We start from the raw sequence: 24,693 nt of genomic DNA on the forward strand, positions 1-24,693 counted from the left end.
CGTTCTGAAACATGCGGTCGATTCGTCCGCACTTATAGAAGCAAAGTTTTTTTGCACACTTTTGTTTGACAGGATGAATCGGGAACGGTATAGTACGAGTTAACTTAACTGAAACGAACAAAGGCGTCGACGAAGAGAAGTAACGACGGTCCCTGCATGACAGAGAGCTGATGGTTGGTGTGAATCAGTATGTGGGACGTCGCGAATGGACTTCCGAGCTCTAAACCGAAATTTTTAGTAGGCTTTAGCGGGTTACCCACCGTTATCACGGGGAAGCGGATGTTTGTCCGTGAAGTGGGTTCGACATGAACCAACGAAGGTGGCACCACGGGGTTACTCGTCCTTCTCATAGCGTGAGCTGTGAGTTGGACCGAGTGACCCTTTTTTGTTTTTCAAATTGAATCTTAAATCGATGATTGAGAAGAGTAGCGTGAAGAAGTCTCGTACAGAGAGTCAGGGGTGGTGGGATCCTGACCGAGACCGTCACGTGAATGGGCTCATGAGAGCACGGCTGAATGTTAGTAGGCCGTGACGGCTTCCACCGTTATCAGGATACGATGTGATAGCATCGGAAAGTGGGATCGATTGATCCAACGAGAGGTGGCACCGCGGTCCATACCGTCCTCCATACGACAGACGTCGTATGGAGTTTTTTTATACCCAAATCGCTTAAGGAGGAACGGACATGTTAACACGACTACTGACGAACCAAGTGACGACGACCGAGATGAAACAGGCGGCTTCCGAGTTGTTTCAAGCTGATGAAACGCAAATCACCGAGGTGCTTCTCGCATTGAAAGCACGCGGCGAGACGGCCGAAGAGATGGCGGGGTTGGCCGATTATATCCGTGAGGCGGCGACGTTCCCGGAGACGACGCTCCCCGTGCTCGACGTTTGTGGGACCGGTGGTGACGGAGCGAACACGTTCAACATTAGTTCGACCGTCGCGTTCGTTCTCGCCGGACTTGGTATCCCGGTCGCGAAACATGGGAATCGGAGCGTGTCGAGCCGGTCGGGTAGCGCCGACGTGCTCGAGGCGTTGAATATCCCGATCGTCCAAAGTGCTGACGACGTGTTAGCCGAACTTGAGCGAACGAACTTGAGCTTCTTGTTCGCCCAGCACGTCCACCCGATCATGAAACGTGTCATGCCGGTGCGAAAACGGCTCGGGACGGCGACGATCTTCAATCAAATCGGCCCGCTGACGAACCCCCTCAAGCCGAGACGTCAATTGATCGGTGTCTACCATCCGGACTTGATCGAGAAGATGGCTACGGCGATGCGCCATCTCGGAGTCGAACGGGGCATGGTCGTCCATGGGGCTGGCGGACTTGACGAGGCAAGCTTAGCTGGAGCGAACGAGGTGCTCTTCTTTGATGGAGAGCAGACGGCACGATATCAAGTCGACCCGCGAGACGTCGGGTTGATGCGGGCGCCGCTGTCGGCGCTACAAGGTGGTACACCCGAAGAGAATGCGAAGACGCTCGTCGCCGTCTTGAACGGCGAGGCAGGACCGGCGCGAGACGTCGTCTTGTTGAATGCGGCACTCGCGTTATGCACATACGGCGCCGTCAAGACGTTACGTGAAGGTGTGGCCGAGGCGAGCCGGAGCATCGACGAGGGCAACGCCGCCCGAGTCCTTAAGCAACTACAAAAAACGGAGGTGGGCGCATGAGTTACTTGACGAAAATTATCGGGACGAAAATCGAAGAGGTCAACCAGATGCAAGACGTCACGGTCACGGCGACGGAGCCGATCTCGTTACAGCGGCTGGTCGCGGACGGGTTTCATATCATCGCGGAAATTAAGCGGGCATCCCCATCAAAAGGCGTGATTCGAGCCGAACTGGATGTGGCCGAACGGGCTCAGGTTTACGAACGGGCCGGAGCGACGATGATTTCGGTGCTGACGGATACGACGTACTTTAACGGATCGTTCGATGACTTACGCCAAGTCGCTGACGCCGTCGATATCCCGGTCCTGTGCAAAGACTTCATCATCGATGAACGGCAGCTCGACCGGGCGAAAACGGCCGGCGCGAGCGCGGCGTTGTTGATCGTCGCGGCGCTACATCCGACTCGCCTGCACGCGTTGAAGCAACACGCACGCCTGATCGGCCTCGACGTGCTCGTGGAAGTGCACGATGAAGCCGAGCTCCAGACGGCGCTCGAACTTGAGGACGTGCTGATCGGCATCAACAACCGGAACTTGAAGACGTTCGACGTATCGCTTGAGACATCGATTGAATTGATGAAGCGTTATCCGAACGTTGCGTTCGTCAGTGAGAGCGGAGTCAGCACCGGCGAAGCAGCAAGCCGACTGCGAGACGCGGGAGCCAAAGCAATTCTCGTCGGAGAGGCGCTTATGCGACAGGATGACCCGACGGCGTTGATTGAGGAGCTGAAGACGTGTTCGTTAAAATATGTGGATTAAAAACAGAAGAAAGCGTGACGGCGGCGGTTGAAGCCGGGGCCGATGCGATCGGCTTCGTGTTCGCGAACAACAGTTCACGCCAAGTCGATGTGGCGACGGCGAAACGGCTACGGCAGTTGATCCCGAACCACGTCCGTGTCGTCGGAGTGTTTCTCGATCCGACGCTTGATGAGGTCGAGACGGCAATCACGTGCGGATTGACGGATATCCAACTGCACCGGCGCACGTTGCCGCTTGAGACGTTCCGACAGTTCAACCTGCCGATCATCGAAGCGAGTAGCAAGACGGAGGCGGATATCGTCTTACTGGATGCACCGACGCCCGGGAGCGGGGAGACGCTCGACTGGTTGCAGTTGGAACGTCCGCAGCGAACGTTCTGGCTTGCCGGTGGTTTGACGGCCGACAACGTGAGACAAGCGATGCATGACGTACGGCCTGACGGGGTCGACGTCTCAAGCGGCGTCGAGACAGATGGAGAGAAAGATATCGATAAAATTCGCACGTTCATCAGACGTGCCAAGGAGGAAACACCATGTACACACAACCAGTGAACGGGAAGTTTGGCCCATACGGAGGAAAATATATACCGGAAACACTCATGCAAGCCGTTGAAGAACTCGAGGTGGCTTATGAGGAAGCGAAGTTAGATCCTGAATTTCAAGAACGCTTCGACGAGTTGCTCAGCGAATACGTCGGGCGGGAGACCCCGCTTTATTATGCGGAGAACATGAGCCGACGCCTCGGGACGAACGTCTACTTGAAACGGGAGGACTTGAACCATACCGGTGCCCATAAGATCAACAACACGATTGGGCAGGCACTTCTCGCCAAGCGGATGGGGAAACAGAAAATCGTCGCCGAGACCGGGGCCGGACAACACGGTGTGGCGACAGCGACGGTATGCGCGCTGCTCAACTTAGAATGTACAATTTTCATGGGTGAGGTCGATGTCGAACGGCAAGAATTGAACGTGTTTCGGATGGAACTGCTCGGGGCGACGGTCATTCCGGTCAAGTCAGGCAGCCGAACATTGAAAGATGCGGTCAACGAGGCGTTACGCTACTGGGTCAAACACGTTGACGATACACACTACGTCATGGGCTCTGTACTTGGACCACACCCATTCCCGACGATGGTGCGTGACTTCCAAAGTGTGATTGGAACAGAGACACGGCGCCAAATTTTAGAAAAGACCGGACGCTTGCCGGATGCCGTCATCGCTTGCGTCGGTGGTGGCAGCAACGCCATGGGGATGTTCTACCCGTTCTTGAATGACGAGGATGTCGCCTTGTACGGAGTCGAGGCAGCAGGAAGCGGCGTCGACACGGACAAGCATGCAGCGACGCTCACGAAAGGTGAGGTCGGCGTGCTCCACGGCTCGCTCATGTACGTGCTACAAGACGGGGCTGGGCAAATCCAAGAAGCGCACTCAATCTCGGCTGGACTCGATTATCCTGGGGTCGGACCAGAACATAGTTTCTTGAAAGACATCGAGCGTGTCCGCTACGCGGCGGTCACCGATGAGGCGGCGTTAGAGGCATGTATGTCACTCAGTCGACATGAGGGTATCATTCCGGCACTCGAGTCGTCACATGCGCTCGCCTATGCCGAGACGCTCGCCGCGACGATGGACGAGGACGATCTGCTCGTCATCTGTCTGTCAGGCCGAGGCGATAAAGATGTGCATACGATTCGAGAAAGGGTGGGACGGAAATGAGCTTAGAGACAGCGATTCGAAATAGAGACGGGGCAGCGTTCGTCCCTTACATCATGGCCGGAGACGGCGGACTCGATCAACTCATTCCGACGATCGAGCGGCTTGAAGCGATGGGCGCGACGGCGATCGAGCTCGGGATCCCGTTCTCAGATCCGGTAGCGGACGGGCCGATCATCGAGGCGGCCGGGATGCGTGCCCTCGCGAACGGCGTGACGCTCTCTAGTGTGTTGGATTATTTAATAGAAGGAACTGAGCGTTTCTCAGTCCCGATCGTCCTGATGACATACTTGAATCCAGTGTTCCGGTTCGGAATCCAGCCATTCTTCGACCGTGCGGCCGCATGTGGCGTCAGCGGTGTCATCATCCCCGATTTGCCGTTCGAAGAGAGCCTCGAACTATTCGCGGGGATTGAACGGAACGGGGTCGCCGTCGTCCCGCTCGTCACGTTGACGAGTAACAAACAACGAATCGACACGATTTTAAGTCAGGCCGAAGGGTTCGTCTACGCGGTGACGCTCAAAGGGACGACCGGAAAAGTCGACGCGTTCCCGGACGAACTGCTCGCCCATTTGCGCTCGTTGACAGAGCGGTCTCCGGTCCCGGTACTCGCCGGATTCGGTGTCCATCGGGAAGACCAAGTCCAAGCGCTCGGTGAGGCGTGTGACGGGGTCGTCGTCGGCAGTTTCATCGTCGAGGCGCTCCACGAAGGACGCGAGCAAGACGTTGCCGATTTGATCGCCTCGGCGCGTCGAGTCAAAATATAAAACAAGGATCGTGCCGAGGCACGATCCTTGTTTAGCCTTCAATCTCAATCGTCCGGGTGCTCGTTCCATCGTCGGCTTTCGGGACGGTCAAATGGAGAACGCCGTCTGTCAGTTTCGCTTTGATGGCATCTTCTTTCACGTTCGGAAGATAGAGCGAACGTTGCATCGACGTGACCCGGCGTTCGCGGTACACATAGTCCTTGTCTTCTGCTTTTTCTTCTCGTTGGTCGACCGAGAGGATGAGGTAGTCTTTGTCGTACCGGACGTGGATATTGTCTTTCTTGATTCCCGGCATCTCGGCCTCAATCACGTATTGTCCGTCTTGGTCACGGACATCGAGCTTGAACGAGTCGAGGAACGAAGTGGCTCCGTCTTTTGGGTCGAACAGCTGGTTCATCCGATCGAACGCATCACCGAACAAATCTTTGCGCAAACGGTCAAGCTCGTTCTTACGGAACGGTGTCAAGTCGAACATATGGATCCCTCCTTTAACAAAAAACGAACATAGTAGAAGTGACGTCACTTCTACTATGTTCGTTTTTAAAGAAAGGTAAACCTGAAAGTGGTGACATTTTTTTGAAGAAACGACCGTCATAGTTCGACGCGTTCGAGACCGTCTTCCCCGAACTTGCGATCGAGTTGATCGTGGCGATATGTCGAGGCGAGGACGTACAACAAGTCGCCTGGTTCAATTTTCGTCTGCCCGGTCGGCGGGATGAGGTAATCTTTGCGGACGATCGCATTGACGACCGTGTTCGGCGGTAACGTGATGTCAGCGAGCGTGCGTCCGATCATCGATGACGTTTCTGTCGCCACGTACGGAACGAGCTGATGCTGCGACTGTTTACTCGACACGAGCGCGATCGTATACGGAGAGCGGATCTTATCCGGCCCGAGCAGGTTCAGTCTGGCCGCGAGCGGTGTGAGCGTCGTTCCTTGAATCAACGCGCTCGTCACGACGACGAAGAAGACGGCGTTGAAGATGAGTTGGCTGTTGTCAATCCCGGCGATGAGCGGGAACGTCGCTAGTACGATCGGGACCGCTCCTTTTAGGCCGGCCCAGGAGATGAACAGTTTTTCCTTATGAGTGAACGGCATCGCGATCGTCGATAAGTAAACGGCGATCGGACGGGCGACGAACATGAGGAAAAATGAAATCAACAGCCCTTTCCAAATTAGTTCTGGATCGAACAGTTGTTTCGGATAGACGAGAAGGCCGAGGATGACGAACATGATGATTTGCATGATCCAAGCGAGTGCCTCCGAAAATTGGACGATGGTCACTTCGTGGGCGGTGTGGGCGTTCCCGACAATCATTGCGGCAAGATAGACGGCAAGCAAGCCGCTGCCGGCGAAGTAGGCGGCCACGCCATACGTCATGAACGCCATCGAAATCATGAGGACGGCGTGCAGGCCGCTCGACTCAAGGCGCAAATGATTGAGCATGAGCCGTGACAGGTTCCCGAGCATATACCCGGCGAACGCCCCGACGATGATCTGTAGAAGGAACATCCAAATGCCGTCCCAAATCGTCGTGTCCGGTTTCAACATGAAGTCGAGAGCGAGGATCGTTAAAAACATCGCCATCGGATCATTCGTACCGGACTCGGCTTCGAGTGTCGCGCCGACTTTCGGTGCGATGTTCTTTCCTTTGAAGGCGGCGAAGACGGCGGCAGCATCGGTCGATCCGATGATGGCACCGAATAGGAAAGACTCAATCCAGTCGAAACCGAATACGAAACGAACAGCCACGGCGACGAGCCCGGCCGTCAATAAGACCCCGATCGTCGCGAGCGAGGCGGACGGAGCGAGGACACTCCGAATCGAGGCCCATTTCGTCTGCAGACCACCTTCGAACAAAATAACGATTAGAGCGGAAATCCCGATCATCTGGGCAAGGTTCGAGTCATCGAAGAAGATTAAGCCGGTGACGTCACTACCCATGATCATGCCGATCCCCATGAACAGAATCAACGCAGGAAGGCCGAAACGGGTGGACACGCGCGTGGCCAAAACCCCTGCGACGAGGAGGAGGCCGAACAAGAGGATTAAAACGTCTGTACTTAAAATAGGTGCAGTCAAACACATCACTTCCCTTTGAAATTGTCACTTTTCACATAGATTATTAAGTTCATTATACCATGAAACCGTTATGAAATAAGAATGAACGCATCGTTGATTATGCTAATTGGAATAGTCGGATATCGGTGTGGTACATTAGGAGTATCAAAGGGGGATTCATATGGCTAAAATTCACGTTTTGCATGAAAACAATGAGTGGACGGACCATCTCGTCAAAAGGCTCGAGGAGTTATCATTTCCATATGAACTGTGGCATTTAGATGAAGGAATCATCGATATTGAAGCGACGCCGCCTGAAGGGGTCTTCTATAACCGGATGAGCGCGTCGTCACATACGCGCGGGCATCGCTACGCGCCAGAGCTGACGGAAGGAGTGCTTGCCTGGCTCGAGGCGAACGGACGGACCGTCTTCAACGGGACACGGGCGATTCGCCTCGAAGTGAGCAAGGTGAACCAGTATACGGCGCTTCGTCAAGCAGGGATCCGTGTGCCGAGGACGATTGCTGCTGTCGGAAAAAAACAAATCATCGAGGCGGCCGAGAAGCTTGGCATGAGCCCGTTCATCACGAAGCATAACCGTGCTGGTAAAGGGCTTGGCGTGCAGCTGTTCCATTCGATTGGGGCGTTGAAAGGGTATGTGTACGGACCGGCGTTCGAGGACTCGGTCGATGGCATCACGCTCATCCAACAATATATCGAAGCGCCGAAACCGTTCATCACGCGCTGTGAATTTATCGGCGGAAAGTTCCTCTACGCGGTACGGGTCGACACGTCGGAAGGGTTCGAACTATGCCCGGCGGATGCGTGTTCGATTGAAGATCAATTCTGCCCGGTCGGCGAGACGTCGCCGGCCAAATTTGAAATCGTCGACGGGTTTTCCGATCCGATCATCGATCAACTAGAAGCGTTCTTGGCAACAAATAATATCGCGGTCGCGGGGATCGAGATTATCGAAGACCATGACGGCAACGTCTATGCGTACGACGTCAACACGAATACGAACTATAACTCGGACGCGGAAGCGAAGGCAGATCAATACGGCATGCTGGAACTCGCGACGTTCCTTGGCGACGCGCTTCACGCGAAGACAAAATAAGGGTCAGGCTTTCGCCTGACCCTTTCGCTGTGTATGTTGTAATTGTTGTTCAAATCGAATTTGGACTAGCTCTGCTGTCGGGGTCATTCGTTCAATGAACGAATCTAAACGTTTTGCAGTGTCTCGATCTGATTCCTTGAACACGCGCATCGTTGTTCACCTCATTGATCATTGTTGTAAGTGCCTCTACAACGATGTTTCCCGAGGGGGTCGATGCGTAAACCTCAATCAACCGAGGAATGTGCCGAGTTCTTCTTTTGGAAGGATGTTTCCGACGTAGAAGTCACCAAACTCGCCATATTTGGCGCTGACTTCATCGAAACGCATCTCATAAACAATCTTCTTAAATTGGAGCGAGTCTTCCGCGAAGAGCGTGACGCCCCATTCCCAGCCGTCAAATCCGGTCGATCCGCCGATGAACTGCTGGATCTTGCCGGCATAGCTGCGGCCGATCATGCTGTGGCGGTACATGAGGTCTTTCCGCTCGTCCATCGACAGCGTATACCAGTTGTCCTCGTCACGGCGCGCCTTGCTCATTGGATAGAAGCAGATGTGGGCTGCTTTCGGCAACGTCGGGTACAAGCGCGAGCGGATGTGCGGGTTCTCGTACGGATCCCCGTCACCAGAGCCGCGGTACATGCCGAGTTCGATGACTGAGACGTAAGAGTACGATGGGATCATATAGTCGTACAGTTTTGTCTTACGAAGGGCGAGTTCGACTTGTTCGAGCTCTTTGAACGTCGGACGAAGGACCATGAGGACGACGTCCGCTTTTTGACCGAGGATCGAATAGAAGGCGTGACTGCCTTCTCCGCGTGTTTCGACGTCTTCGAGCGAGGCGAGGAAGGCGACGAACTCCTCAATCATTTCTTGACGCGCCGCCTTGTCGACCGCTTTTAGGCGTGTCCAATCGATCGAGCGGAAATCATGAAGCGTATACCAACCGTCTAATGTGGCGGCTGCGTGCTGTGTTTCGGTTGTCGGTGCTGGACGTTCTGACATGAAAAAACTCCTTTCGAGACTTGGCTTCGCTGTTTATTTTACCACAGACACTTTACCGCCTGGCAAATTTGGCGCTATCTGTGAGAGTAGTCACAAGCGAGACAAACTAAAGAAAAACGCGGACACAGAAATGTAAACGGCTTCACAGCAACCTGTATCAGTCATAAATACAGAACTGTTCTATTCATATAATGACTGATTTCAAGCGATTTATGACGATATGGGCAGAATAGTTTATTTTAAAAAAAGGACTGTGTATAATAAGACACGCATACGGACAATTGTGTCCTAAAGAGAAAACATAGATATCTTCCAATCGAAAAGGAGTTCACTTACCATGAAATTATTTGACACGTTGAAGCAAAAAGTCAGCCCGATTCGTCCGACCATCGTCTTAGCAGAAGGCGTCGATGAGCGCGTCCTTGGAGCTGCAGTCCGTTTAAAAAATGACGGCATGGTCAACCCGATCATCGTAGGTCCGAAAGCGGACATCGATGCAGTTGCAGCGAAACACGGCTTTGATATCTCGAACTTGACACAGTACGACCCAGCGACATACGAAGATATCGACACGCTCGTCGAATCGTTCGTCGAACGCCGTAAAGGCAAAGCGACGGCTGAACAAGCTCGTGAATTGTTGTCGTCAGATGTGAACTACTTCGGTACGATGCTCGTCCACACGGGCAAAGCGGAAGGTCTCGTCTCGGGTGCGATGCATGCGACAGCCGACACGGTCCGTCCAGCACTCCAAATCATTAAGATGCAAGAAGGCATCAAAAAGACGTCAGGTGTGTTCATCATGGTACGTGACGATGAGCAATACGTCTTCTCGGACTGTGCGATCAACATCGCACCGGACGCGGCCGACCTTGCTGAGAACGCCTACTTGTCAGCGTTGACGGCGAAGACGTTCGGCATCGAGCCGCAAGTCGCGCTCCTCAGCTTCTCGACGAAAGGTTCGGCGAAGTCGCCTGAAACCGAGAAAGTCATCGAAGCGACGCGTCTCGCCAAAGAGAAAGCGCCACACCTTCCAATCGATGGTGAGCTTCAGTTCGATGCAGCGTTCGTCCCGAGCGTGGCAGCGAAGAAAGCACCAGGTTCTGATGTGGCGGGTAACGCCAACGTCTTCGTCTTCCCGAGCCTCGAAGCTGGGAACATCGGCTACAAGATGGTTCAACGTTTCGGTGGATTCGAAGCGATTGGACCGATCCTTCAAGGTCTCAACAAGCCAGTCAATGACTTGTCGCGTGGCTGTAATGAAGAAGACGTCTATAAATTGACGCTCATCACAGCGGCACAAGCGATTGACGAGCGCAACGAAGCGTAAGTCAGAAGCATCTTCCCACAGCGGAGGATGCTTTTTTTGATTCGTAGTTGTAAACTATTGGAAAAGGAGGCGGTCACATGGAGGAGATTGAGGAAGCCATCACTTTACCGGAAGGACATCGCTACGCCATGTTCGGCGGTGGAGATGATTTTCCGATTAAAACTTACTATGAGGGCGTGTTTGAAGAAGTGTTCGTCGCGTACCATCCGTTTCTCGGACCGATAGAAGATCCTAAAGCAATTGACCGATATGTCGAGATGGACAAAAACGAGGTCGAACAGCACTTTCGGGCCATCACATGGGAAGATATGCGTCGCCGATTTGGTTTCGATGACGTCAAACGTATCGATCACGCGCTCCGGACGATGATTGGGGCGCTGAAACCGCACGCCGAAGATCAAGCAGGTGCGAATCGAATCATCGAATTTTGCGAACGCGAGAACATACTTCCACCGGGCGAAGAAGATCTGTCTAATCTTATAGAGAATGAGGTGTTACGAGCACTTCTGGAAGTGGGAGAAGAGTGGATGTGGAGCGGGGACGAGTTCTGTATGGAACGGCATCTGATCAACATTCGTGAGACGCTAACCTCCGATACTTGGGGGATGCAGCATCGGACGTTCTTCGGACATCAACATGATTTTCTCATTGTACCACCTTGGGATAGTCACTTCACGTTGATTTGTGGTAGCCGAGCTTGGGTCGAACAGATGGTGGAACGTTGTGAATTGGAAGGATTTTATTGTCAGGACGACACGACGATCAATTGGAGTTTGTCCGACACGAAACTGAGGTAAACTAGTAAGGGACAACATTTTAAGGGGGAAACAGTATGCAAAGTATCCAGGCAACCGAATTACGTGAAAAGCTCGAGAACGGGGAGTCGCTCCATATCATCGACGTACGTGAACAAGACGAGTACGACGCGGGACACATCCCGAACGTGCCACTCTATCCGCTGTCTGAATTCCCTGACGTGACGGAGAAGCTCGGCAAAGACAACGTCTATCATGTCATCTGTCGCTCAGGCGGACGCAGCCAGACGGCGTGCGACTATTTGGAATCGGAAGGGTTTAAAGTCATTAACGTCGAGGGCGGTATGCTCGCTTGGGACGGTGACGTCGAAGCGTGATGCTCGACAATCCGTGGGTCGTCATTCCACTGTTGATCGTCCTCTATTTGACGGTGTATGTGTTCGTGAAACGTCTTGATTGGACCAAATGGCGAGTCATCTGGGCGGTGTGGATTGTCCTCATCGTCCTCTTATTGACGATCCGCCTCATCCAAAGCGTATAAAAAAACGAGTGAGACCCACGTGGGCCTCACTCGTTTTTAGTTGTCGCGTTTATCGAACGTGATTGACGCGATGGCGTCGTGCTGGTGGATCGACTCTTCGTTTCGGCATTCGACGAAGAAGTTGACGACTTGTTTCATCTCGTACAAGTCGGCCGCAATCAAGCGGACCATATCTTCGACGAAACGCGGGTTTTCGTAAGCAATTTCTGTAGCCCGTTTCTCATCCGGACGTTTCAAGACCGGGTGAAGCGGTGCCGATGCGTTCGACTCCGCCGCATCAAGCAATGCGAGTCTCCAGTCGAAGCCGTCGAGCGACGCTTCGTCAAGACCGGCTTCGATTGTGATGTAGCCGCGCTGGTTATGGGCGCTGTATTCGCTGATCTCTTTTGAACATGGGCATAACGTCGTCACGTTGATGACGAGACCGACCGTCACGCTCGCCATACCTGTCTCGAGGTTGTATGTCACGTTGTGCATGACATCGGCGTTCATAAGCCCGCTGAGGCCCGTCGCCGGTGCTTTCCGGCTGAAGAACCATGGGTAGCGGACCGTCAATTGACCTTCCGTTTGTTCCATGCGCTCGGCGAGTTCTTGGGCGAACTCGATGAGCGAGCGGTTTGATAACGTCCAGCCTTGCGTATGGTACGCGTCGAGCTGTTCCGTAAGACGTGACATGTTGATGCCTTTACGATCTTGGACGAGTGATGTCGTTAATTCAAACGTTGCGACCGTCGCTTGGATGCCGTCTGGCGTTTCGATGTTGACGGGATGTTTGACGTTCGAGATCCCGACGCTGTCGAGTGCGAACAAGAAGTTCTTAGGTGTATTTTGAAGATCAACCATTTTATCTTTTTCTGTCGGTTTCGTACCTTTGACCGGCGGGACCGAGCCGAATAGTTTATGTCGTTCTGCTTTAGTAGGTAAAGCGACATGGCTTGTAGACATAATCGGATTCTCCTTTTTTGAGAGGGCAATTGACCGCCACTCGTTCTTGTTAGGATTTTATCACGAAATGGATACAAACTGGGTATCATTTTGCTTCGTGAACGTGCTTTGAACCTGCTCCGCGACAGAAAACTTCAGACATTGAACAAAAGAAGATTGATTTAATTTGCGAACGGGAATAAAATGTTCCTGTGAACTTAAAAAATAGATCACTATTAAATATGAAGGAACACAAACAAAAAGGGGATGTTTTTAAATGGATTGGCAGTTAATCTTGCAGTACGCCTGGATCATCGTCGTACTCGTCGGTCTCGAAGGGCTCCTATCTGCAGACAACGCACTTGTCTTGGCGGTCATGGTCAAGCACTTGCCACGGACAGAACAGAAGAAAGCGCTATTCTACGGTTTATTAGGAGCGTTCGTCTTCCGCTTCATCGCATTATTCTTAATCTCGTTCTTAATCAACGTCTGGCAAGTCCAAGCACTCGGTGCCCTTTACTTGATCGGGATGAGCGCGCGACATCTATATATGACGTATAAGGCGCGCAAGATGGATCCAAAACAAGATCTTGCCGCCGAGGCGAAAGAAGAGACGGCAATTACTGAGAAGCCGGTCACGAAAAAAGAGTTTTGGTGGACGGTCGTTAAAGTCGAGTTCGCTGACATCGCTTTCGCGGTCGACTCGATCTTGGCAGCGGTCGCACTCGCAGTCAGCTTGCCGCCGCTCGGTCTTGGAGAGATCGGTGGAATCGACTCAGGTCAATTTTTCGTCGTCTTGACGGGTGGACTCATCGGGGTCATCTTGATGAGGTTCGCGGCCCGCGTCTTCGTGAAGCTTCTGCATCAACGTCCGACACTTGAGACGGCCGCCTTCCTCATCGTTGGCTGGGTCGGTGTGAAGTTGACGGTACTCGTCCTTGAGCACCCTGGCTTCAAGGAACTGATTGCCGGTACACCGTTCGCGTTCATGGGTCTTCCAGACGGTTTTGTCCACTCGTTAGGTTGGACACTGTTCTTCTGGTCGGTCATGGTCGGGATTGCTGTTTGGGGTTGGTTCTCTTCAAAACCGACAGCGGTCAAGTATTAAGCAATGTGCCTCGTTACGGGGCACATTTTTTGTTTTGTTTTTATCCGTGGGAGGTATATATCAAATAGATAGTATCTTTTTGATATAGGAGACAGAACATGCCGCGAGAGAATACAACACGCTATGCTATATTGGGACTCTTGACGACCTCGTGTCGCACGGGTTATGAGATGAAACAGATGATTGATAACAGCCTGAACCATTTTTGGAAAATTAGTTTTGGGCAAGTGTATCCAACGTTGAAGACACTTGAGCGCGATGGGCTCATCGTGCAGTCAAACGAAGGCGATGATCGAAAAGCGTACGAACTGACCGACTTAGGTAAGGCCGAGCTAGGACGATGGATTGGAGAAAAGCCCGACGAATTACCGGTTCAACGAAATGAGCTATTGCTCAAGTTGTTCTTTGCCAGACATGAACCGATTGCAGAGACGGCAGAGAAGATTAGGCATCACGAAAAACTGTTACGCGAACGCTTGAAAATATATGAAGCGATTGAGACGATGATTCGTTCGAGTGATGCGGAGTCACCGGACGCCTTGTACTGGCTGCTGACGCTCGACTATGGGAAACGTCAGACGGTCGCCCTTATTGAATGGTGTGAACATGCGATTCGTACGATTGAAGGAGGAGCAGACGATGGAACGGAAAATGGCCGTCCCGAATGAAGATATCGTCATATTTGTCATCGGTTTACGGGTGAATCGATGGCGTTCGATCCGGAAATGGTGGCCCGCGTTCAGTGCGATGCCGGCCATGTTGAAGGAGCTGTACACGAATCGAGATTCAGGTTTTTTGTCGCATGAGATGACGATTGGGTGGCGCTCTGTCACCCTCATTCAATATTGGCGTTCAAGCGAGGAACTTCTCGATTATGCACACGGAAAACTGCATTTAGAAGCGTGGAAAACATTCAATCAGAAAGCGCGGGCGAGTGAGGTGGTCGGGATTTTTCATGAGACGTATGAAGTCAGTAACTATGAGACGATGTACGTCAATCTTCCAACACGCGGACTCGGTAAGGCACTTGGGGATATCGATGTTGTGAAGACGCGAGAATCGGCTAAAGAACGTTTGGCCGAACGGCGGATGAAATAAAGAAACGGACGAGCAATTCGTCCGCTTCTTTATTATGCGTTCACATTCTGTTTCTCGTAGATCGGCACCCAGCCCTCTGTCGTCACGAAGATGCGGACGGCGACGACTTGGCGGTCGTCTTGAAGCGTGAAGTAGTGGCGCGTGTTCACCGGGACCGAAATCAAATCGCCCGGATTGAGCTCGATGTTGAAGTAACCGCGTTCGGCGTCGTCGATGGCGAAGATGCCGTGACCGCTGACGATGAAGCGGACCTCGTCGTCCGTATGATGGTGTTCCTTTTGGAAGTTGACAAGCAGTTCGTCCAAGTTCGGTGTCGCGTCAGACAGCGAGATGACGTCGGCCGTTTGATAGCCGCGGCGCTCTGACACGTCTTGAATCTCGTCACGGAACGTTGCGAGGATGGCTTGCTTGTCTTCGTCCGTCAGTTCGTAGTTTTCTTGAAGCGCGATCGGAAGTTTAGCGATGTCCCACTGCTCGTACAGGATGCCGCGCGATTCTAAAAATACGTTCACTTCAGATTGGTCGACGAGACGTTCTTCAGTTTGTTGGAAATAGACAGTTGCCATAGAAAGTTCCTCCTTATGAATGGACGCCTAAGGCGCGTAGTTTTAACGTGTAGCTGAACAAAAATTCGTATGCTTCTAAATAGCGCTTCGCCGCATCCGGCGTCTCGCCCCAGACCGTGATGCCGTGATTACGGATGAGGACGGCACCGGCGTTTGAATGGACGTGAGGCGCGAAGGCGGCCGCGAGCGTCGGGATGTCGGCATGATTGTCGATGATTGGGACCCGGACGACCGCGTCCTCTTCCCAATACCCGAGTGCCTTGATGATCTCTTGCCCCGTGAAGACGACCTCACCGTTCACGGCGTGGAGCTCGGAGATGACGTTGTTGTCGACTGTGTGCACATGGAGTGAACACGCCGCCGCGGTCTTGTTGAACACCTCGACGTGTAGCAGCGTCTCAGCGGACGGTTTGCCAGTTTGTTCGCCAAGCAAGCGACCGGCCGCGTCGACGAGGACGAAATCGTCCGTGGTCCGTTTTCGTTTATCGCGTCCGCTCGCCGTGACGAGGAAGGTCAGCGGGTCGTCGGAGACACGAATCGCCAAATTGCCACTCGTTCCTGGGAACCAGTCGCGCGCGGCGAGTTCGTCTTTAATGTCGGCGAGTTCAAGCCAACGTGCGGTCACGCTCATACGTGCACCTCCTTCATGTGATGGGTGATGTCGTCGAACGTCTCGAACGGGGCGTAGGCGATGCCTTCCGCTTCACAGAGCGTGATGAGTTGCCCACGGGCGTAGACGAAATCGGCCCGTTTGGCGATCTCGAAGTCGGTCACCGAGTCACCGATGACGATCAAGCGATCAACGGGATCGACGATCGTCCGGGCGATTGTCGGTTTGCAGCAACCACAATCATTCGTACAATGCGCGTCACAGGCGTAGGGCCAGTCGACGCGTACCGTCTCGTCCGAGAAGTCGGCGACGTTACAGTAGATGTGGTCCGGCGCGACGTGGTCTTGCAAGATCGGGTGCACGAAAAAGTCCATGCCGCCGCTGACGACGTCGAACTTCCAAACTTGTTGCCGGACTTCTGCCAAAAACGTCGAGAACCCTGGGCGCAAGGTGATGCGGTCCAGCAAGTAGTCACGGTACGCCGAAGCGTCAGCGCTCGGCAACAGCTGGAACATCTGTCCGACCCCGGAGCGGATCGAGATGTCTTGAGCGAGCACGTCGTCTTTGAGCGCGTGCCATTCGGGCGGTGCGAACGCCCGCATCAAAGCGATGATGTTGTCCTCGGCCGTGATCGTCCCATCGAAGTCACACAAGATGTGAATCGTCATTGTTTTGACCACGCCTTTAGCGCGGACTCGAGCTCGTTCGTCTGGCTCGCCACGCCTAATACTTGCTCAATCGCTTGTCGGAACGCCCGGGCCCCGGCAGCCGCGCCGTCTGGGTGACCGTGGATGCCGCCACCGGCGTTGATGACGACGTCTGTGCCGAAATCACGGATGATGTCCGGGATGAGCCCCGGATGGATGCCGGCCGACGGGACCGGTAGAATCGGCTTCGTCCAGTGCGGCCGAGCACTGCCATCCCGAATCGTGAACGCCTCATCAGGCGGTGTCGCAAGTGAACCGTATGGGGACGGGAACAGCGTCAAGTCGGCCCCCGCGAGGCGGATCAATTTTCCGAGCAAGAGCGAGTGGCTGATCGAGCCGGTCAAGGCCCCGGCGAACGCGGGATGCGCCAAAATCGGGACGTTAATTGTTGGATCGCTCGCGAGTTCGCGGAGTGTGTCGAGCCCGTATGTATAGACGTTGAACAACAGTGCCGTCGCGCCCGCCTCGATCAAGCGGAGCGCTTGGTCACGCAGCCCGAACACCGGACCGCTGAGCGTGATGGCATAGAGCGAACGTTTCCCGGTCGTTTTGAACTGTTCTTGGATGACGGCCGCTCCGATTTTAGCTCGTTCAAGCGACGGAGTGAGCGGGTTGTCGTATAGGATTTCATCATCTTTGACGATGTCGATGCCGCCGGCGAGCTGGTCTCGAAGTTGCTGTTCTAAGAAGCGTAAATCACGGCCGATGATCCCTTTAAAGATGCTCATGACGAGCGGGCGATCATGTACGTCGAGCAACTCACGAACGCCTTGAACACCGAACTTTGCTCCGGGGAATTCAGATGCAAGCGTTTCGGGTAACGTCAAGTCGATCAAGCGTACCGAGTCATCGAGCGATAATTTCCCGAACGTCGTCGTCAAGATGGATGAGAAGTCGGGCGTGACGTTATGGAGCGGATAACGGATTGTGAAGCGGCTCGTTGTTTCCGTATGCGTCGTTGAGACGACCTCGCCCCGATACGCCTTTAATTGTTCTTGCTCTAGGTGAGGCAGTTCCGTCCACGTGCCGACGGTCAGTTCGAGGGCGATTTTCTCGGCGACAGTCGCGACGCGGTCCGTCCGGCTGATTTCATATGTGGCAGTAATACTCATGTTCGTTCCTCCTTCCGGTCAAACAAAAAATGACCCCATGCCGAGGCAAGAGGTCATCATAAAAAAATGAACTCTTATCTCTCAGCTTACGCTGCAAGAATTAGCACCGTGCCCAATCGGGTCGGTTGCTGCGACATCATCGGGCTTGTCCCCTCCGTCTGCTCTTGATAAGAATGTATTTTGAAGTTGTGAAATTTAATTGAATTTTGTCACACAATATCCGGTTCGTCAATTCCTTTTTTTGAGAAAAAAAGTTTGAGTTCGTTGTTACTATATATGCATAAAAAAAGTGACCGTTGCTCCAGCAAATTGCCGTTGACAAAGGTGGGGTCGAGTCCGTAATATTCATCACAACAAGTTCACACAATCGAATACGACACTCTTATCGCGAGTTGGCAGAGGGAATTGGCCCGATGACGCCGCAGCAACCGACCAGTAGGCACGGTGCTACATCCACCAGACATACGTCTGACAGATGAGAGGAACATCCGTTACGGCTGTGCCTCTTTCTCGCGGAGAAAGGGGCTTTTTTTGTGGGGAATATACCGAAAGGGGAAACAGACATGGCTTATCAACCATTTACAGAACAGACAGTCGTCGAGCACGTCAGAACGTTAGGGTTACTCGAAGACGGGGGCATCGCGCATTGTGAGGAGATCGGGGACGGCAACTTGAACCTCGTCTTCCGCATCCGTCAAGGCGAAACGAGCCTCATCGTCAAGCAGGCGCTACCGTATGCGAAAGTCGTCGGCGAGAGTTGGCCGCTCACACTTGAACGGGCGTGGATCGAGCAGCTTGCGTTGCGCGAATTCGCCAGTGTCGTCCCGCGTTTCGTCCCGGTCGTTCTCGGCAGTGATCGGACGCTCGCCTACACGATTTTAGAGGACCTGTCCGACTTTGATATCGTCCGGACGGGCTATTTGGAAGGGAAAGCGTATCCTGAACTCGCCCGTCACATCGGTGAGTTTTTAGGGCAGACGTTGTTTGAGACGTCCGACTATGCGGCCGGCCCAATCGAGAAGAAGCGGAAAGAACGGGATTATTACAACCCGGAACTGTGCGACATCACTGAAAAACTGATCTTCACCGATCCGTACAAAGATGCCGAGTCGAACAACATCGAAACCGCGCTCCGTCAGGACGTCGAAGCGCTTTGGCGTGACCAGAAATTGAAAGTGGAGGTCACGAAACTGAAAGTCGGTTTCGTCACGAAACACGACGCGCTCTTGCACGGGGACTTACATACAGGCAGCATCTTCGCGACGCAACAAGAGACGAAAGTCATCGATCCAGAGTTCGCTTTTTACGGACCGTTCGGCTTTGACATCGGGCAAATCGTCGCCCATTTGACGCTATCGACGTTCCATGACCCACTCAAACGGTTCGAGCGGTTCACCGACGTATTGACGGTATGGGAGACGTTTGAAAAGACGTTCCGGACGAAGTTTGAGACGGCGGTCGAACCGTTCAACACGGACGGGTTCGTCGATGAACTACTTCAAACCATCTTTAGCGACACGATCGGCTATGCCGGATGCGAACTGATTCGCCGCACCATCGGCCTCGCAGGAGTCAATGACCTCGAGACGTTACCGGAAACGGTCCGGCTCGAGCGGAAACGGGAAGCGCTCACGCTCGGCACGACGCTCATTAAACAGCGCCACGATGTCCGGACAATCGATGAATTAGTGACGCTGTTAGCGGGGGTACGCGTATGACAGTCCAAAACATTCGCTTCGAACCGTCCCGGGACGAGCTCGTCATTTTAGACCAAACGTTACTGCCGCATGAGGAGCGGTACGTGACGATCGCGACGCTCGAACAGGCGGAGCACGCCATCGAGACGTTACAAGTCCGAGGCGCGCCGGCCATCGCCTATTTCGGCGCATTCGTGCTCGCGAAAGAAGCGGTCCGCCTCCAGGATGACCCGGACTTCACACGCCGGCTCGACCTCGTCGGCCGTCGATTGATCGCGACGCGACCGACGGCGGTCAATCTGCAAAACGTGATCGAGTCACTTCTCGGGCTGAACGTCGGCGTCGACTTTGAAAGGATCGCGACCGACATCAAACATCGGGCCATCGCGCTGTTCGAGCGAGACGTCGACACGTATCGGGCCATCGGGGAGCATGCGCTCACGGTGCTGCCAGCAGGGGGGAACGTCTTAACGATCTGTAACGCCGGGGCGATCGCGACGTCGCGTTACGGGACTGCGCTCGCTCCGTTTTACGTCGGGAAAGAGCGAGGTATCGCGTTTAACGTCTTCGCTTGTGAGACGCGGCCGCTCCTCCAAGGGGCACGCCTGACCGTCTGGGAGCTCGACCAGGCCGACATCGATGTCACGCTCATCACCGACAATATGGCCGCTTGGACGATTCAGGCGAAAGGGGTCGACGCCATCATCGTCGGCGCTGACCGCATCACACGGACGGGTCATGTCGCCAATAAGATCGGCACGCTTCAGCTCGCCGTCCTGGCTAAACATTACGGGATCCCGTTTTACGTCGCGGCCCCGCATTCGACGTTCGATTTGACGGCGGACGATGTGATTCAAATCGAGGAGCGGAGCGCGCTAGAAGTGACCCATATCGGCGGACAACCGACGGCGCCGGTCGGGATCACCGTCTTTAACCCGGCGTTTGACGTCACACCGCCTGAACTGATCACCGGACTCATCACCGAAGCGGGCGTGTTCGAGCCGAATGAAGCAGTGATCACACACCATGTAGGGGGAACGGTTCACGTGTGAAACAGCAGCTCCGTGCTTGCCCGAACGATGAAGTGTGACCGTCTTGGTATGAGACGGGAATGGCCAGATTTACTTAGTCGACAAAGGCACCGGGCAGCAAAAAGCGCCCTCAGAATCTATCCTGAGGGCGCTTTTTGCGTTCTAATGCGATGAAGTCGAACGTACTCCCGTTCGTGTCTTGTTGAAATGAAGCCACTTGTCGAAACCCGCAAGCTTCATACACGCGAATCGCCCGCGCGTTGAACGTGGCAACCGACAAGGTGATACGATTTGGGTCGAACTTGGCTTCGACGAAAGCAAGAATCGAGGTGACGAACGCTCGTCCGGTCCCGTTTCCGGTCAGACCTGGCTTCATGCCTAAACCGAGGTCAATCGTATCGGCGTCTGTTTGATGCACGCTAACGAAACCGACCAGTTCGCCATCGTTCGTGATGGCGAATACCGATTGCCCTCGTTGTTCGGTGTCTAAAAACTCGGCCAAGTCGTCTTCGTCAGCCTCCATATCGTAAAAAGCATACTCTCCATCGTAATGCCAGGTGAAAGCAATCGTTTCTGCCTGCGCTTGTGTCATCAAAGCGAACTTATACGTCATAGTGATTTCCTCGTTTCAAAAGGATAGATAGGTGCTACACTTTCGATAGTACCATCAATTCAAGAAGTGAGGTGACCACATGGGAATCAAACTAGATATGGTCGGCATCGTCGTCGAGGATATGAAGCGCGCGCTCGACTTCTATCGGCTGCTCGGCCTGTCGATTCCAGTATCAATGAACGGGGAAGCGCACGTTGAAGTTGACGAAGGCGGCGTCCGGCTCGCCTTTGACACAGTCGAGGTCGCGGAGTCGGTGTATGGGGAATGGAAACCGGCATCGGGGCATCGGGTCGAGCTCGCTTTCCTGTGCGACAGCCGTGAAGCGCTCGATACACTGTTTGAAGCTATCTTCAAACAAGGATACGTGATTCATCGTGAGCCGTGGGACGCGTTTTGGGGACAACGTTACGCCATCGTCGTCGACCCAGACGGGAACCTCATCAGTCTATTCGCGTCATGACAAAACCCTCGCCGGACTTGGCGAGGGCTTATTCGTCTCGGGTTTCGCCCCAAGAGCAGAGCGCCTTCATCGCTGGTTGCAGGCTAAACGCCTCCTCGGTGAGGGAGTATTCGACGTGGAGCTGTTTGTCGGTCGAATAGTCGTCGCGTCGGACCATGCCGAGCTGTTCGAGTTCGCGCAGTTGGTCGGTCAACACTTTGCGGCTGACATCGGGGATGGCGCGCTGAATCTCCGAGAAGCGGCGCGGGCCGGTCTCGAGCGTGCAGTACACTTGTGGACGCCATTTACCGCCGATGATGTCGAGCGCCTTGTTGACGGGGAACGGGGTCGTCATGTTCAGTTCGCCTCGCTTTCGGGTAGTTACTTCAATGTGCGTACTTTTTTTCTTGCTACGATGAAGGTATCTTATCGTTATCGACCCAAATGAGCAACCAAAAAGGAGCGGATCAATTTGACTTATCCACGTACATTCTCACATATCGGGCTATCAGTCCCCAGTGTGACGGAAGCAGTGAAGTTTTATGAAGACGTGATGGGCTGGTATACGATCATGAAACCGTCGGACGTCGTTGAGGATGACTCACCGATCGGCGTCATGTGCACCGAAGTGTTCGGCCCGGGCTGGGGCAAGTTCCGCATCGCCCACATGTCGACCGGTGACAAAATCGGCATCGAGCTGTTCGAGTTCCCGAACAACGAGAAACCGGAGAATAATTTTGAGTTTTGGAAAACAGGCATCTTCCACTATTGCGTCCAAGACCCAGACATCGAAGGGCTCGTCGAGAAGATTGTCGCCCACGGTGGCAAACAACGGATGCCGATCCGCGAGTATTACCCGGGCGATAAGCCGTACCGGATGGTGTACTGTGAAGATCCGTTCGGCAACCTCGTCGAGATCTACTCGCATTCGTATGAACTGACATATTCGGAAGGAGCATACTAATCATGAAAGCATGGCTACTTGAACAACCTGGCTTAGAAAATATGAACCTCGGGGACATCGAACGACCGACCCCGGGAGCGGGCGAACTGCTCATCAAAGTCGAAGCGGTCGCCTTGAACCCGGTCGACTATAAAGTCGGCACGAACGGCAACCCGAACTGGGCATACCCGCACATCCTCGGCGTCGACCTCGTCGGCGAAGTCGTCGAAGTCGGCTCGAGCATCGCGAACATCATCACCGGCTCCCGCGTCGCCGTCCATACGAGTCTTGCGAACAACGGAGGTTTCGCCGAGTACGCTATCGTCGACGCGCGTGCTTGTGCCGTCGTACCGCAAGACGTGAGCGACGAAGCGGCAGCAGCCATCCTTTGTGCCGGCATGACGGCGTATGAAGCGGTCATGCAGAAGCTGAACACGCGCGACAAAGAGACGATTCTCGTCCACGCCGGAGCGGGCGGGGTCGGCGGCTACGCGATTCAGCTCGCGAAAAAACTAGGACTCAAAGTATTCACGACGACGTCGCCGGAAAACTTTGATTGGGTCACATCACTCGGTGCCGACGTCGCAATCGACTACAACGTCGAGGACGTGACGGAACGAATCATGGAACTGACGGACGGCCGTGGTGTCGATCTGATTTTGAATACGGTTGGCCGCGACGTGGCGACAGCCGATCTCGACCGCCTCGCCTTCAGCGGACAGCTCGCTCATATCGCCGGTCCGCCTGACATGTCGAACATGAAAGGGTTCACGCTGTCACCATCGATCCATGAAGTCGCCCTCGGTGCGGCCCATGCGAGCGAAGACGAGCGCGCGATTCGCAACTTGGCGTATATGGCCGAGGAGTTGATGAAACTGCTCGAAACGGGTGAACTGAACGACCTCGTCACCGACGTATTGCCGTTCGACCGCTTGAAAGACGGACTCGAACAGCTTCAGACGCGGAAAGTACGCGGCAAGTTGATCGTCCGCGTACGCGACTAAATCTTGGCCTCTTGTCTCGTGACAGGGGGCCTCTTTTGGAGGGGATAACATGAATTTACGGACGTCATATCAACAGACGACACATCAACTGAGCGGGCACGGGAAGCGGAACGTCGGCGTCTTACAGCGCGCGTTTGAGCAAGCCGACCCGGAGCAAACGAGCGACCATTATGGGACGGGCGAGGTCATCGAACAATTTGAACAAAAGCTCGCCACGCGGCTCGGGACGGAAGCCGCTGTCTTCTTTCCGAGCGGCACGATGGCACAACAGATCGCCTTACGTATCTGGTCGGACAAGACAGGGAATCGAAGCGTCGCCTATCACCCGCTCTGTCACTTGGAGATTCATGAACAAGACGGGTTGAGACAGCTGCATCACCTCGAGCCGATTTTGATCGGGGATAAGGACCGATTGATGACGCTTGAAGAAGTGAAGGCGTTACCGGACGTCGCTTGCCTGTTGGTCGAGTTGCCGCAACGTGAGCTCGGCGGCTATTTGCCGCCGTTTGATGAGCTTGAAGCGATCAGCCGGCACTGCCGGGAGCGGGGGATTCATCTGCATCTCGATGGGGCCCGCCTGTTCGAGACGTTACCGTATTATGAGAAGACGGCCGAAGAAGTATGCGCCTTGTTCGACAGCGTCTACGTCTCGTTCTACAAAGGGATCGGCGGTGTCGCCGGGGCGATTTTGGGCGGACCGAAAGCGTTCTGTGACGAGGCAAGAATCTGGAAACGGCGCTATGGCGGCGACTTGATCGGCTTATACCCGTACATCATCCCGGCCGACTACTATTACGAGCTCCGGAAAGACCGGATAGGGACGTACTACGAACAAGCCAAAGTGCTTGCAGCAAGATTCAATGCGCTCGACGGTGTCTGGACGACGCCGGACGTGCCGGTGACGAACATGTTCCACCTTCATATGAACGGGGATACAGAAACCGTCTCGAATTGGATCGAGCGTGTCCAAACGGAGACAGGCATCGGCATCACCGGGTACGTCGTGCCGCATGACGGTCATTGTTCGACCGAGATCAGTGTCGGGGATGCGTTTTTAGACATCGATACGTCTCGGCTCGACGAGTTGTTCGAGGTACTCTCCCATTAACAATGGCCAAAGCCTA

At 54.0% G+C, this 24,693-nt stretch carries 29 protein-coding genes, 2 riboswitches and 2 other annotated features; of the genes, 19 read left to right on the top strand and 10 right to left on the bottom strand.

The features are described from left to right. Nucleotides 1-117 precede the first annotated feature (117 nt). Nucleotides 118-348 (top strand) — a binding site (T-box leader). A gap of 55 nt (nucleotides 349-403) precedes the next feature. Next, nucleotides 404-629: a binding site (T-box leader), on the top strand. A 56-nt stretch (nucleotides 630-685) separates the two neighbouring features. From trpD to trpA, 5 genes are read left to right on the top strand one after another with little or no spacing between them, the layout of a single operon-like run. Further along, nucleotides 686-1,675: an anthranilate phosphoribosyltransferase gene (gene trpD / locus EVJ22_RS08805; protein ID WP_071398473.1), complete on the top strand. Its 990-nt coding sequence runs from the start codon at nucleotides 686-688 to the stop codon at nucleotides 1,673-1,675. Next, nucleotides 1,672-2,433, top strand: coding sequence for an indole-3-glycerol phosphate synthase TrpC (trpC, locus tag EVJ22_RS08810; RefSeq protein ID WP_071398472.1), 762 nt, complete (start codon nucleotides 1,672-1,674; stop codon nucleotides 2,431-2,433). The genes trpD and trpC overlap by 4 nt, the downstream gene beginning before the upstream one ends. Further along, complete coding sequence (locus EVJ22_RS08815) at nucleotides 2,409-2,984, top strand: phosphoribosylanthranilate isomerase (protein ID WP_071398471.1); 576 nt, start codon at nucleotides 2,409-2,411, stop codon at nucleotides 2,982-2,984. Before trpC ends, EVJ22_RS08815 begins: the two co-directional genes overlap by 25 nt. Beyond that, nucleotides 2,966-4,150, top strand: coding sequence for a tryptophan synthase subunit beta (gene trpB / locus EVJ22_RS08820; RefSeq protein WP_071398470.1), 1,185 nt, complete (start codon nucleotides 2,966-2,968; stop codon nucleotides 4,148-4,150). Before EVJ22_RS08815 ends, trpB begins: the two co-directional genes overlap by 19 nt. Beyond that, on the top strand, nucleotides 4,147-4,914 hold the full coding sequence (gene trpA, locus EVJ22_RS08825; RefSeq protein ID WP_071398469.1) for a tryptophan synthase subunit alpha: 768 nt from the start codon (nucleotides 4,147-4,149) through the stop codon (nucleotides 4,912-4,914). The genes trpB and trpA overlap by 4 nt, the downstream gene beginning before the upstream one ends. Nucleotides 4,915-4,945: 31 nt before the next feature. Here the strand turns inward: trpA and EVJ22_RS08830 are convergent, their stop codons facing one another. Together EVJ22_RS08830 and EVJ22_RS08835 are read right to left on the bottom strand one after the other, a co-directional pair. Beyond that, nucleotides 4,946-5,389 carry an Hsp20/alpha crystallin family protein gene (locus EVJ22_RS08830; protein ID WP_071398468.1) on the bottom strand — a complete coding sequence of 148 codons (444 nt, stop codon included), beginning with the start codon at nucleotides 5,387-5,389 and terminating at the stop codon, nucleotides 4,946-4,948. Between the two features lie 116 nt (nucleotides 5,390-5,505). Beyond that, entirely contained in the window at nucleotides 5,506-7,002 is a 1,497-nt protein-coding gene (locus EVJ22_RS08835; RefSeq protein WP_071398467.1) for a potassium/proton antiporter, read from the bottom strand. 154 nt (nucleotides 7,003-7,156) lie between these two features. Here EVJ22_RS08835 and EVJ22_RS08840 point away from each other — a divergent pair, with 154 nt between their 5' ends. Continuing rightward, nucleotides 7,157-8,092 carry an ATP-grasp domain-containing protein gene (locus EVJ22_RS08840; RefSeq protein ID WP_071398466.1) on the top strand — a complete coding sequence of 312 codons (936 nt, stop codon included), beginning with the start codon at nucleotides 7,157-7,159 and terminating at the stop codon, nucleotides 8,090-8,092. Between the two features lie 228 nt (nucleotides 8,093-8,320). Here the strand turns inward: EVJ22_RS08840 and hemQ are convergent, their stop codons facing one another. After that, nucleotides 8,321-9,094, bottom strand: a complete 774-nt coding sequence (gene hemQ, locus EVJ22_RS08845) for a hydrogen peroxide-dependent heme synthase (RefSeq protein WP_071398465.1) — start codon at nucleotides 9,092-9,094, stop codon at nucleotides 8,321-8,323. A 337-nt stretch (nucleotides 9,095-9,431) separates the two neighbouring features. Between hemQ and pta the strand changes: the two genes are divergently transcribed. From pta to EVJ22_RS15570, 4 genes are all read left to right on the top strand, one after another. Next, the gene (gene pta, locus EVJ22_RS08850) at nucleotides 9,432-10,421 is read left to right on the top strand and encodes a phosphate acetyltransferase (RefSeq protein WP_071398464.1); all 990 of its coding nucleotides are present in this window, start codon (nucleotides 9,432-9,434) and stop codon (nucleotides 10,419-10,421) included. A gap of 77 nt (nucleotides 10,422-10,498) precedes the next feature. Further along, a complete protein-coding gene (locus EVJ22_RS08855) occupies nucleotides 10,499-11,218 on the top strand; it encodes a DUF2711 family protein (RefSeq protein ID WP_131443740.1) in 720 nt (239 codons plus the stop codon). A gap of 35 nt (nucleotides 11,219-11,253) precedes the next feature. Continuing rightward, entirely contained in the window at nucleotides 11,254-11,553 is a 300-nt protein-coding gene (locus tag EVJ22_RS08860) for a rhodanese-like domain-containing protein (RefSeq protein WP_071398462.1), read from the top strand. Further along, nucleotides 11,553-11,717 carry a hypothetical protein gene (locus EVJ22_RS15570; RefSeq protein WP_173647380.1) on the top strand — a complete coding sequence of 55 codons (165 nt, stop codon included), beginning with the start codon at nucleotides 11,553-11,555 and terminating at the stop codon, nucleotides 11,715-11,717. The genes EVJ22_RS08860 and EVJ22_RS15570 overlap by 1 nt, the downstream gene beginning before the upstream one ends. A gap of 36 nt (nucleotides 11,718-11,753) precedes the next feature. Here EVJ22_RS15570 and folE2 read toward each other — a convergent pair whose 3' ends face one another. After that, nucleotides 11,754-12,662 carry a GTP cyclohydrolase FolE2 gene (gene folE2 / locus EVJ22_RS08865; RefSeq protein WP_016508342.1) on the bottom strand — a complete coding sequence of 303 codons (909 nt, stop codon included), beginning with the start codon at nucleotides 12,660-12,662 and terminating at the stop codon, nucleotides 11,754-11,756. Nucleotides 12,663-12,918: 256 nt separating this feature from the next. Between folE2 and EVJ22_RS08870 the strand changes: the two genes are divergently transcribed. From EVJ22_RS08870 to EVJ22_RS08880, 3 genes are all read left to right on the top strand, one after another. Beyond that, nucleotides 12,919-13,749, top strand: coding sequence for a TerC family protein (locus EVJ22_RS08870; RefSeq protein ID WP_131443742.1), 831 nt, complete (start codon nucleotides 12,919-12,921; stop codon nucleotides 13,747-13,749). Nucleotides 13,750-13,847: 98 nt separating this feature from the next. Beyond that, entirely contained in the window at nucleotides 13,848-14,417 is a 570-nt protein-coding gene (locus EVJ22_RS08875) for a PadR family transcriptional regulator (RefSeq protein WP_071398458.1), read from the top strand. Beyond that, nucleotides 14,389-14,847: a DUF4188 domain-containing protein gene (locus tag EVJ22_RS08880; protein ID WP_071398457.1), complete on the top strand. Its 459-nt coding sequence runs from the start codon at nucleotides 14,389-14,391 to the stop codon at nucleotides 14,845-14,847. Before EVJ22_RS08875 ends, EVJ22_RS08880 begins: the two co-directional genes overlap by 29 nt. Nucleotides 14,848-14,879: 32 nt before the next feature. On the opposite strand, the gene EVJ22_RS08885 is transcribed toward EVJ22_RS08880, so the two are convergent. From EVJ22_RS08885 to EVJ22_RS08900, 4 genes are read right to left on the bottom strand one after another with little or no spacing between them, the layout of a single operon-like run. Further along, nucleotides 14,880-15,413: a 1,2-dihydroxy-3-keto-5-methylthiopentene dioxygenase gene (locus tag EVJ22_RS08885; protein WP_071398456.1), complete on the bottom strand. Its 534-nt coding sequence runs from the start codon at nucleotides 15,411-15,413 to the stop codon at nucleotides 14,880-14,882. A 13-nt stretch (nucleotides 15,414-15,426) separates the two neighbouring features. Continuing rightward, nucleotides 15,427-16,044, bottom strand: a complete 618-nt coding sequence (locus EVJ22_RS08890) for a methylthioribulose 1-phosphate dehydratase (protein WP_131443744.1) — start codon at nucleotides 16,042-16,044, stop codon at nucleotides 15,427-15,429. After that, nucleotides 16,041-16,691 (bottom strand): 2-hydroxy-3-keto-5-methylthiopentenyl-1-phosphate phosphatase, encoded by a 651-nt coding sequence (locus EVJ22_RS08895; protein ID WP_131443746.1) that lies wholly within the window; start codon nucleotides 16,689-16,691, stop codon nucleotides 16,041-16,043. Before EVJ22_RS08895 ends, EVJ22_RS08890 begins: the two co-directional genes overlap by 4 nt. Beyond that, nucleotides 16,688-17,842, bottom strand: coding sequence for a 2,3-diketo-5-methylthiopentyl-1-phosphate enolase (locus EVJ22_RS08900; RefSeq protein ID WP_131443748.1), 1,155 nt, complete (start codon nucleotides 17,840-17,842; stop codon nucleotides 16,688-16,690). Before EVJ22_RS08900 ends, EVJ22_RS08895 begins: the two co-directional genes overlap by 4 nt. Before the next feature lie 71 nt (nucleotides 17,843-17,913). Beyond that, nucleotides 17,914-18,016: riboswitch (SAM riboswitch) on the bottom strand. A 205-nt stretch (nucleotides 18,017-18,221) separates the two neighbouring features. Continuing rightward, nucleotides 18,222-18,324, top strand: a riboswitch (SAM riboswitch). An 81-nt stretch (nucleotides 18,325-18,405) separates the two neighbouring features. Between EVJ22_RS08900 and mtnK the strand changes: the two genes are divergently transcribed. Together mtnK and mtnA are read left to right on the top strand one after the other, a co-directional pair. Then, a complete protein-coding gene (gene mtnK, locus EVJ22_RS08905; RefSeq protein WP_131443750.1) occupies nucleotides 18,406-19,560 on the top strand; it encodes an S-methyl-5-thioribose kinase in 1,155 nt (384 codons plus the stop codon). Then, nucleotides 19,557-20,591: an S-methyl-5-thioribose-1-phosphate isomerase gene (gene mtnA / locus EVJ22_RS08910; protein WP_131443752.1), complete on the top strand. Its 1,035-nt coding sequence runs from the start codon at nucleotides 19,557-19,559 to the stop codon at nucleotides 20,589-20,591. Before mtnK ends, mtnA begins: the two co-directional genes overlap by 4 nt. Before the next feature lie 109 nt (nucleotides 20,592-20,700). Here the strand turns inward: mtnA and EVJ22_RS08915 are convergent, their stop codons facing one another. Further along, nucleotides 20,701-21,183: a GNAT family N-acetyltransferase gene (locus tag EVJ22_RS08915; protein WP_131443754.1), complete on the bottom strand. Its 483-nt coding sequence runs from the start codon at nucleotides 21,181-21,183 to the stop codon at nucleotides 20,701-20,703. A gap of 79 nt (nucleotides 21,184-21,262) precedes the next feature. Between EVJ22_RS08915 and EVJ22_RS08920 the strand changes: the two genes are divergently transcribed. After that, nucleotides 21,263-21,643, top strand: coding sequence for a VOC family protein (locus EVJ22_RS08920; protein WP_071398449.1), 381 nt, complete (start codon nucleotides 21,263-21,265; stop codon nucleotides 21,641-21,643). A 28-nt stretch (nucleotides 21,644-21,671) separates the two neighbouring features. Here the strand turns inward: EVJ22_RS08920 and EVJ22_RS08925 are convergent, their stop codons facing one another. Continuing rightward, nucleotides 21,672-21,977, bottom strand: a complete 306-nt coding sequence (locus EVJ22_RS08925) for a winged helix-turn-helix transcriptional regulator (RefSeq protein WP_070328289.1) — start codon at nucleotides 21,975-21,977, stop codon at nucleotides 21,672-21,674. Nucleotides 21,978-22,094: 117 nt separating this feature from the next. Here EVJ22_RS08925 and EVJ22_RS08930 point away from each other — a divergent pair, with 117 nt between their 5' ends. Genes EVJ22_RS08930 through EVJ22_RS08940 form a run of 3 tightly spaced genes read left to right on the top strand, consistent with a single transcriptional unit; the run spans nucleotide 22,095 to nucleotide 24,677 of the window. Next, nucleotides 22,095-22,586 carry a lactoylglutathione lyase family protein gene (locus EVJ22_RS08930; RefSeq protein WP_131443756.1) on the top strand — a complete coding sequence of 164 codons (492 nt, stop codon included), beginning with the start codon at nucleotides 22,095-22,097 and terminating at the stop codon, nucleotides 22,584-22,586. A 2-nt stretch (nucleotides 22,587-22,588) separates the two neighbouring features. Continuing rightward, entirely contained in the window at nucleotides 22,589-23,569 is a 981-nt protein-coding gene (locus EVJ22_RS08935) for a zinc-binding dehydrogenase (RefSeq protein WP_131443758.1), read from the top strand. A 49-nt stretch (nucleotides 23,570-23,618) separates the two neighbouring features. Further along, nucleotides 23,619-24,677, top strand: a complete 1,059-nt coding sequence (locus tag EVJ22_RS08940; protein ID WP_131443760.1) for a threonine aldolase family protein — start codon at nucleotides 23,619-23,621, stop codon at nucleotides 24,675-24,677. The last annotated feature ends 16 nt before the right edge of the window (nucleotides 24,678-24,693 follow it).

The sequence above is a fragment of the Exiguobacterium sp. SH0S7 genome, assembly GCF_004337195.1.
GTDB lineage: Bacteria > Bacillota > Bacilli > Exiguobacteriales > Exiguobacteriaceae > Exiguobacterium > Exiguobacterium aurantiacum_A.

Excerpts from the sequence above, each read along its gene's own strand:
- EVJ22_RS08885 (WP_071398456.1), bottom strand. The coding sequence starts at position 15,413 with ATGGCAACTGTCTATTTCCAACAAACTGAAGAACGTCTCGTCGACCAA.
- hemQ (WP_071398465.1), bottom strand. The coding sequence starts at position 9,094 with ATGTCAGAACGTCCAGCACCGACAACCGAAACACAGCACGCAGCCGCC.
- EVJ22_RS08900 (WP_131443748.1), bottom strand. The coding sequence starts at position 17,842 with ATGAGTATTACTGCCACATATGAAATCAGCCGGACGGACCGCGTCGCG.
- EVJ22_RS08870 (WP_131443742.1), top strand. The coding sequence starts at position 12,919 with ATGGATTGGCAGTTAATCTTGCAGTACGCCTGGATCATCGTCGTACTC.
- EVJ22_RS08935 (WP_131443758.1), top strand. The coding sequence starts at position 22,589 with ATGAAAGCATGGCTACTTGAACAACCTGGCTTAGAAAATATGAACCTC.
- EVJ22_RS08860 (WP_071398462.1), top strand. The coding sequence starts at position 11,254 with ATGCAAAGTATCCAGGCAACCGAATTACGTGAAAAGCTCGAGAACGGG.
- EVJ22_RS08915 (WP_131443754.1), bottom strand. The coding sequence starts at position 21,183 with ATGACGTATAAGTTCGCTTTGATGACACAAGCGCAGGCAGAAACGATT.
- EVJ22_RS08830 (WP_071398468.1), bottom strand. The coding sequence starts at position 5,389 with ATGTTCGACTTGACACCGTTCCGTAAGAACGAGCTTGACCGTTTGCGC.
- trpB (WP_071398470.1), top strand. The coding sequence starts at position 2,966 with ATGTACACACAACCAGTGAACGGGAAGTTTGGCCCATACGGAGGAAAA.
- EVJ22_RS08875 (WP_071398458.1), top strand. The coding sequence starts at position 13,848 with ATGCCGCGAGAGAATACAACACGCTATGCTATATTGGGACTCTTGACG.
- trpC (WP_071398472.1), top strand. The coding sequence starts at position 1,672 with ATGAGTTACTTGACGAAAATTATCGGGACGAAAATCGAAGAGGTCAAC.
- mtnK (WP_131443750.1), top strand. The coding sequence starts at position 18,406 with ATGGCTTATCAACCATTTACAGAACAGACAGTCGTCGAGCACGTCAGA.
- EVJ22_RS08890 (WP_131443744.1), bottom strand. The coding sequence starts at position 16,044 with ATGAGCGTGACCGCACGTTGGCTTGAACTCGCCGACATTAAAGACGAA.
- EVJ22_RS08940 (WP_131443760.1), top strand. The coding sequence starts at position 23,619 with ATGAATTTACGGACGTCATATCAACAGACGACACATCAACTGAGCGGG.
- EVJ22_RS08835 (WP_071398467.1), bottom strand. The coding sequence starts at position 7,002 with ATGTGTTTGACTGCACCTATTTTAAGTACAGACGTTTTAATCCTCTTG.
- EVJ22_RS08880 (WP_071398457.1), top strand. The coding sequence starts at position 14,389 with ATGGAACGGAAAATGGCCGTCCCGAATGAAGATATCGTCATATTTGTC.
- EVJ22_RS08920 (WP_071398449.1), top strand. The coding sequence starts at position 21,263 with ATGGGAATCAAACTAGATATGGTCGGCATCGTCGTCGAGGATATGAAG.
- EVJ22_RS08895 (WP_131443746.1), bottom strand. The coding sequence starts at position 16,691 with ATGACGATTCACATCTTGTGTGACTTCGATGGGACGATCACGGCCGAG.
- pta (WP_071398464.1), top strand. The coding sequence starts at position 9,432 with ATGAAATTATTTGACACGTTGAAGCAAAAAGTCAGCCCGATTCGTCCG.
- mtnA (WP_131443752.1), top strand. The coding sequence starts at position 19,557 with ATGACAGTCCAAAACATTCGCTTCGAACCGTCCCGGGACGAGCTCGTC.
- EVJ22_RS15570 (WP_173647380.1), top strand. The coding sequence starts at position 11,553 with ATGCTCGACAATCCGTGGGTCGTCATTCCACTGTTGATCGTCCTCTAT.
- folE2 (WP_016508342.1), bottom strand. The coding sequence starts at position 12,662 with ATGTCTACAAGCCATGTCGCTTTACCTACTAAAGCAGAACGACATAAA.
- EVJ22_RS08855 (WP_131443740.1), top strand. The coding sequence starts at position 10,499 with ATGGAGGAGATTGAGGAAGCCATCACTTTACCGGAAGGACATCGCTAC.
- EVJ22_RS08840 (WP_071398466.1), top strand. The coding sequence starts at position 7,157 with ATGGCTAAAATTCACGTTTTGCATGAAAACAATGAGTGGACGGACCAT.
- trpA (WP_071398469.1), top strand. The coding sequence starts at position 4,147 with ATGAGCTTAGAGACAGCGATTCGAAATAGAGACGGGGCAGCGTTCGTC.
- trpD (WP_071398473.1), top strand. The coding sequence starts at position 686 with ATGTTAACACGACTACTGACGAACCAAGTGACGACGACCGAGATGAAA.
- EVJ22_RS08925 (WP_070328289.1), bottom strand. The coding sequence starts at position 21,977 with ATGACGACCCCGTTCCCCGTCAACAAGGCGCTCGACATCATCGGCGGT.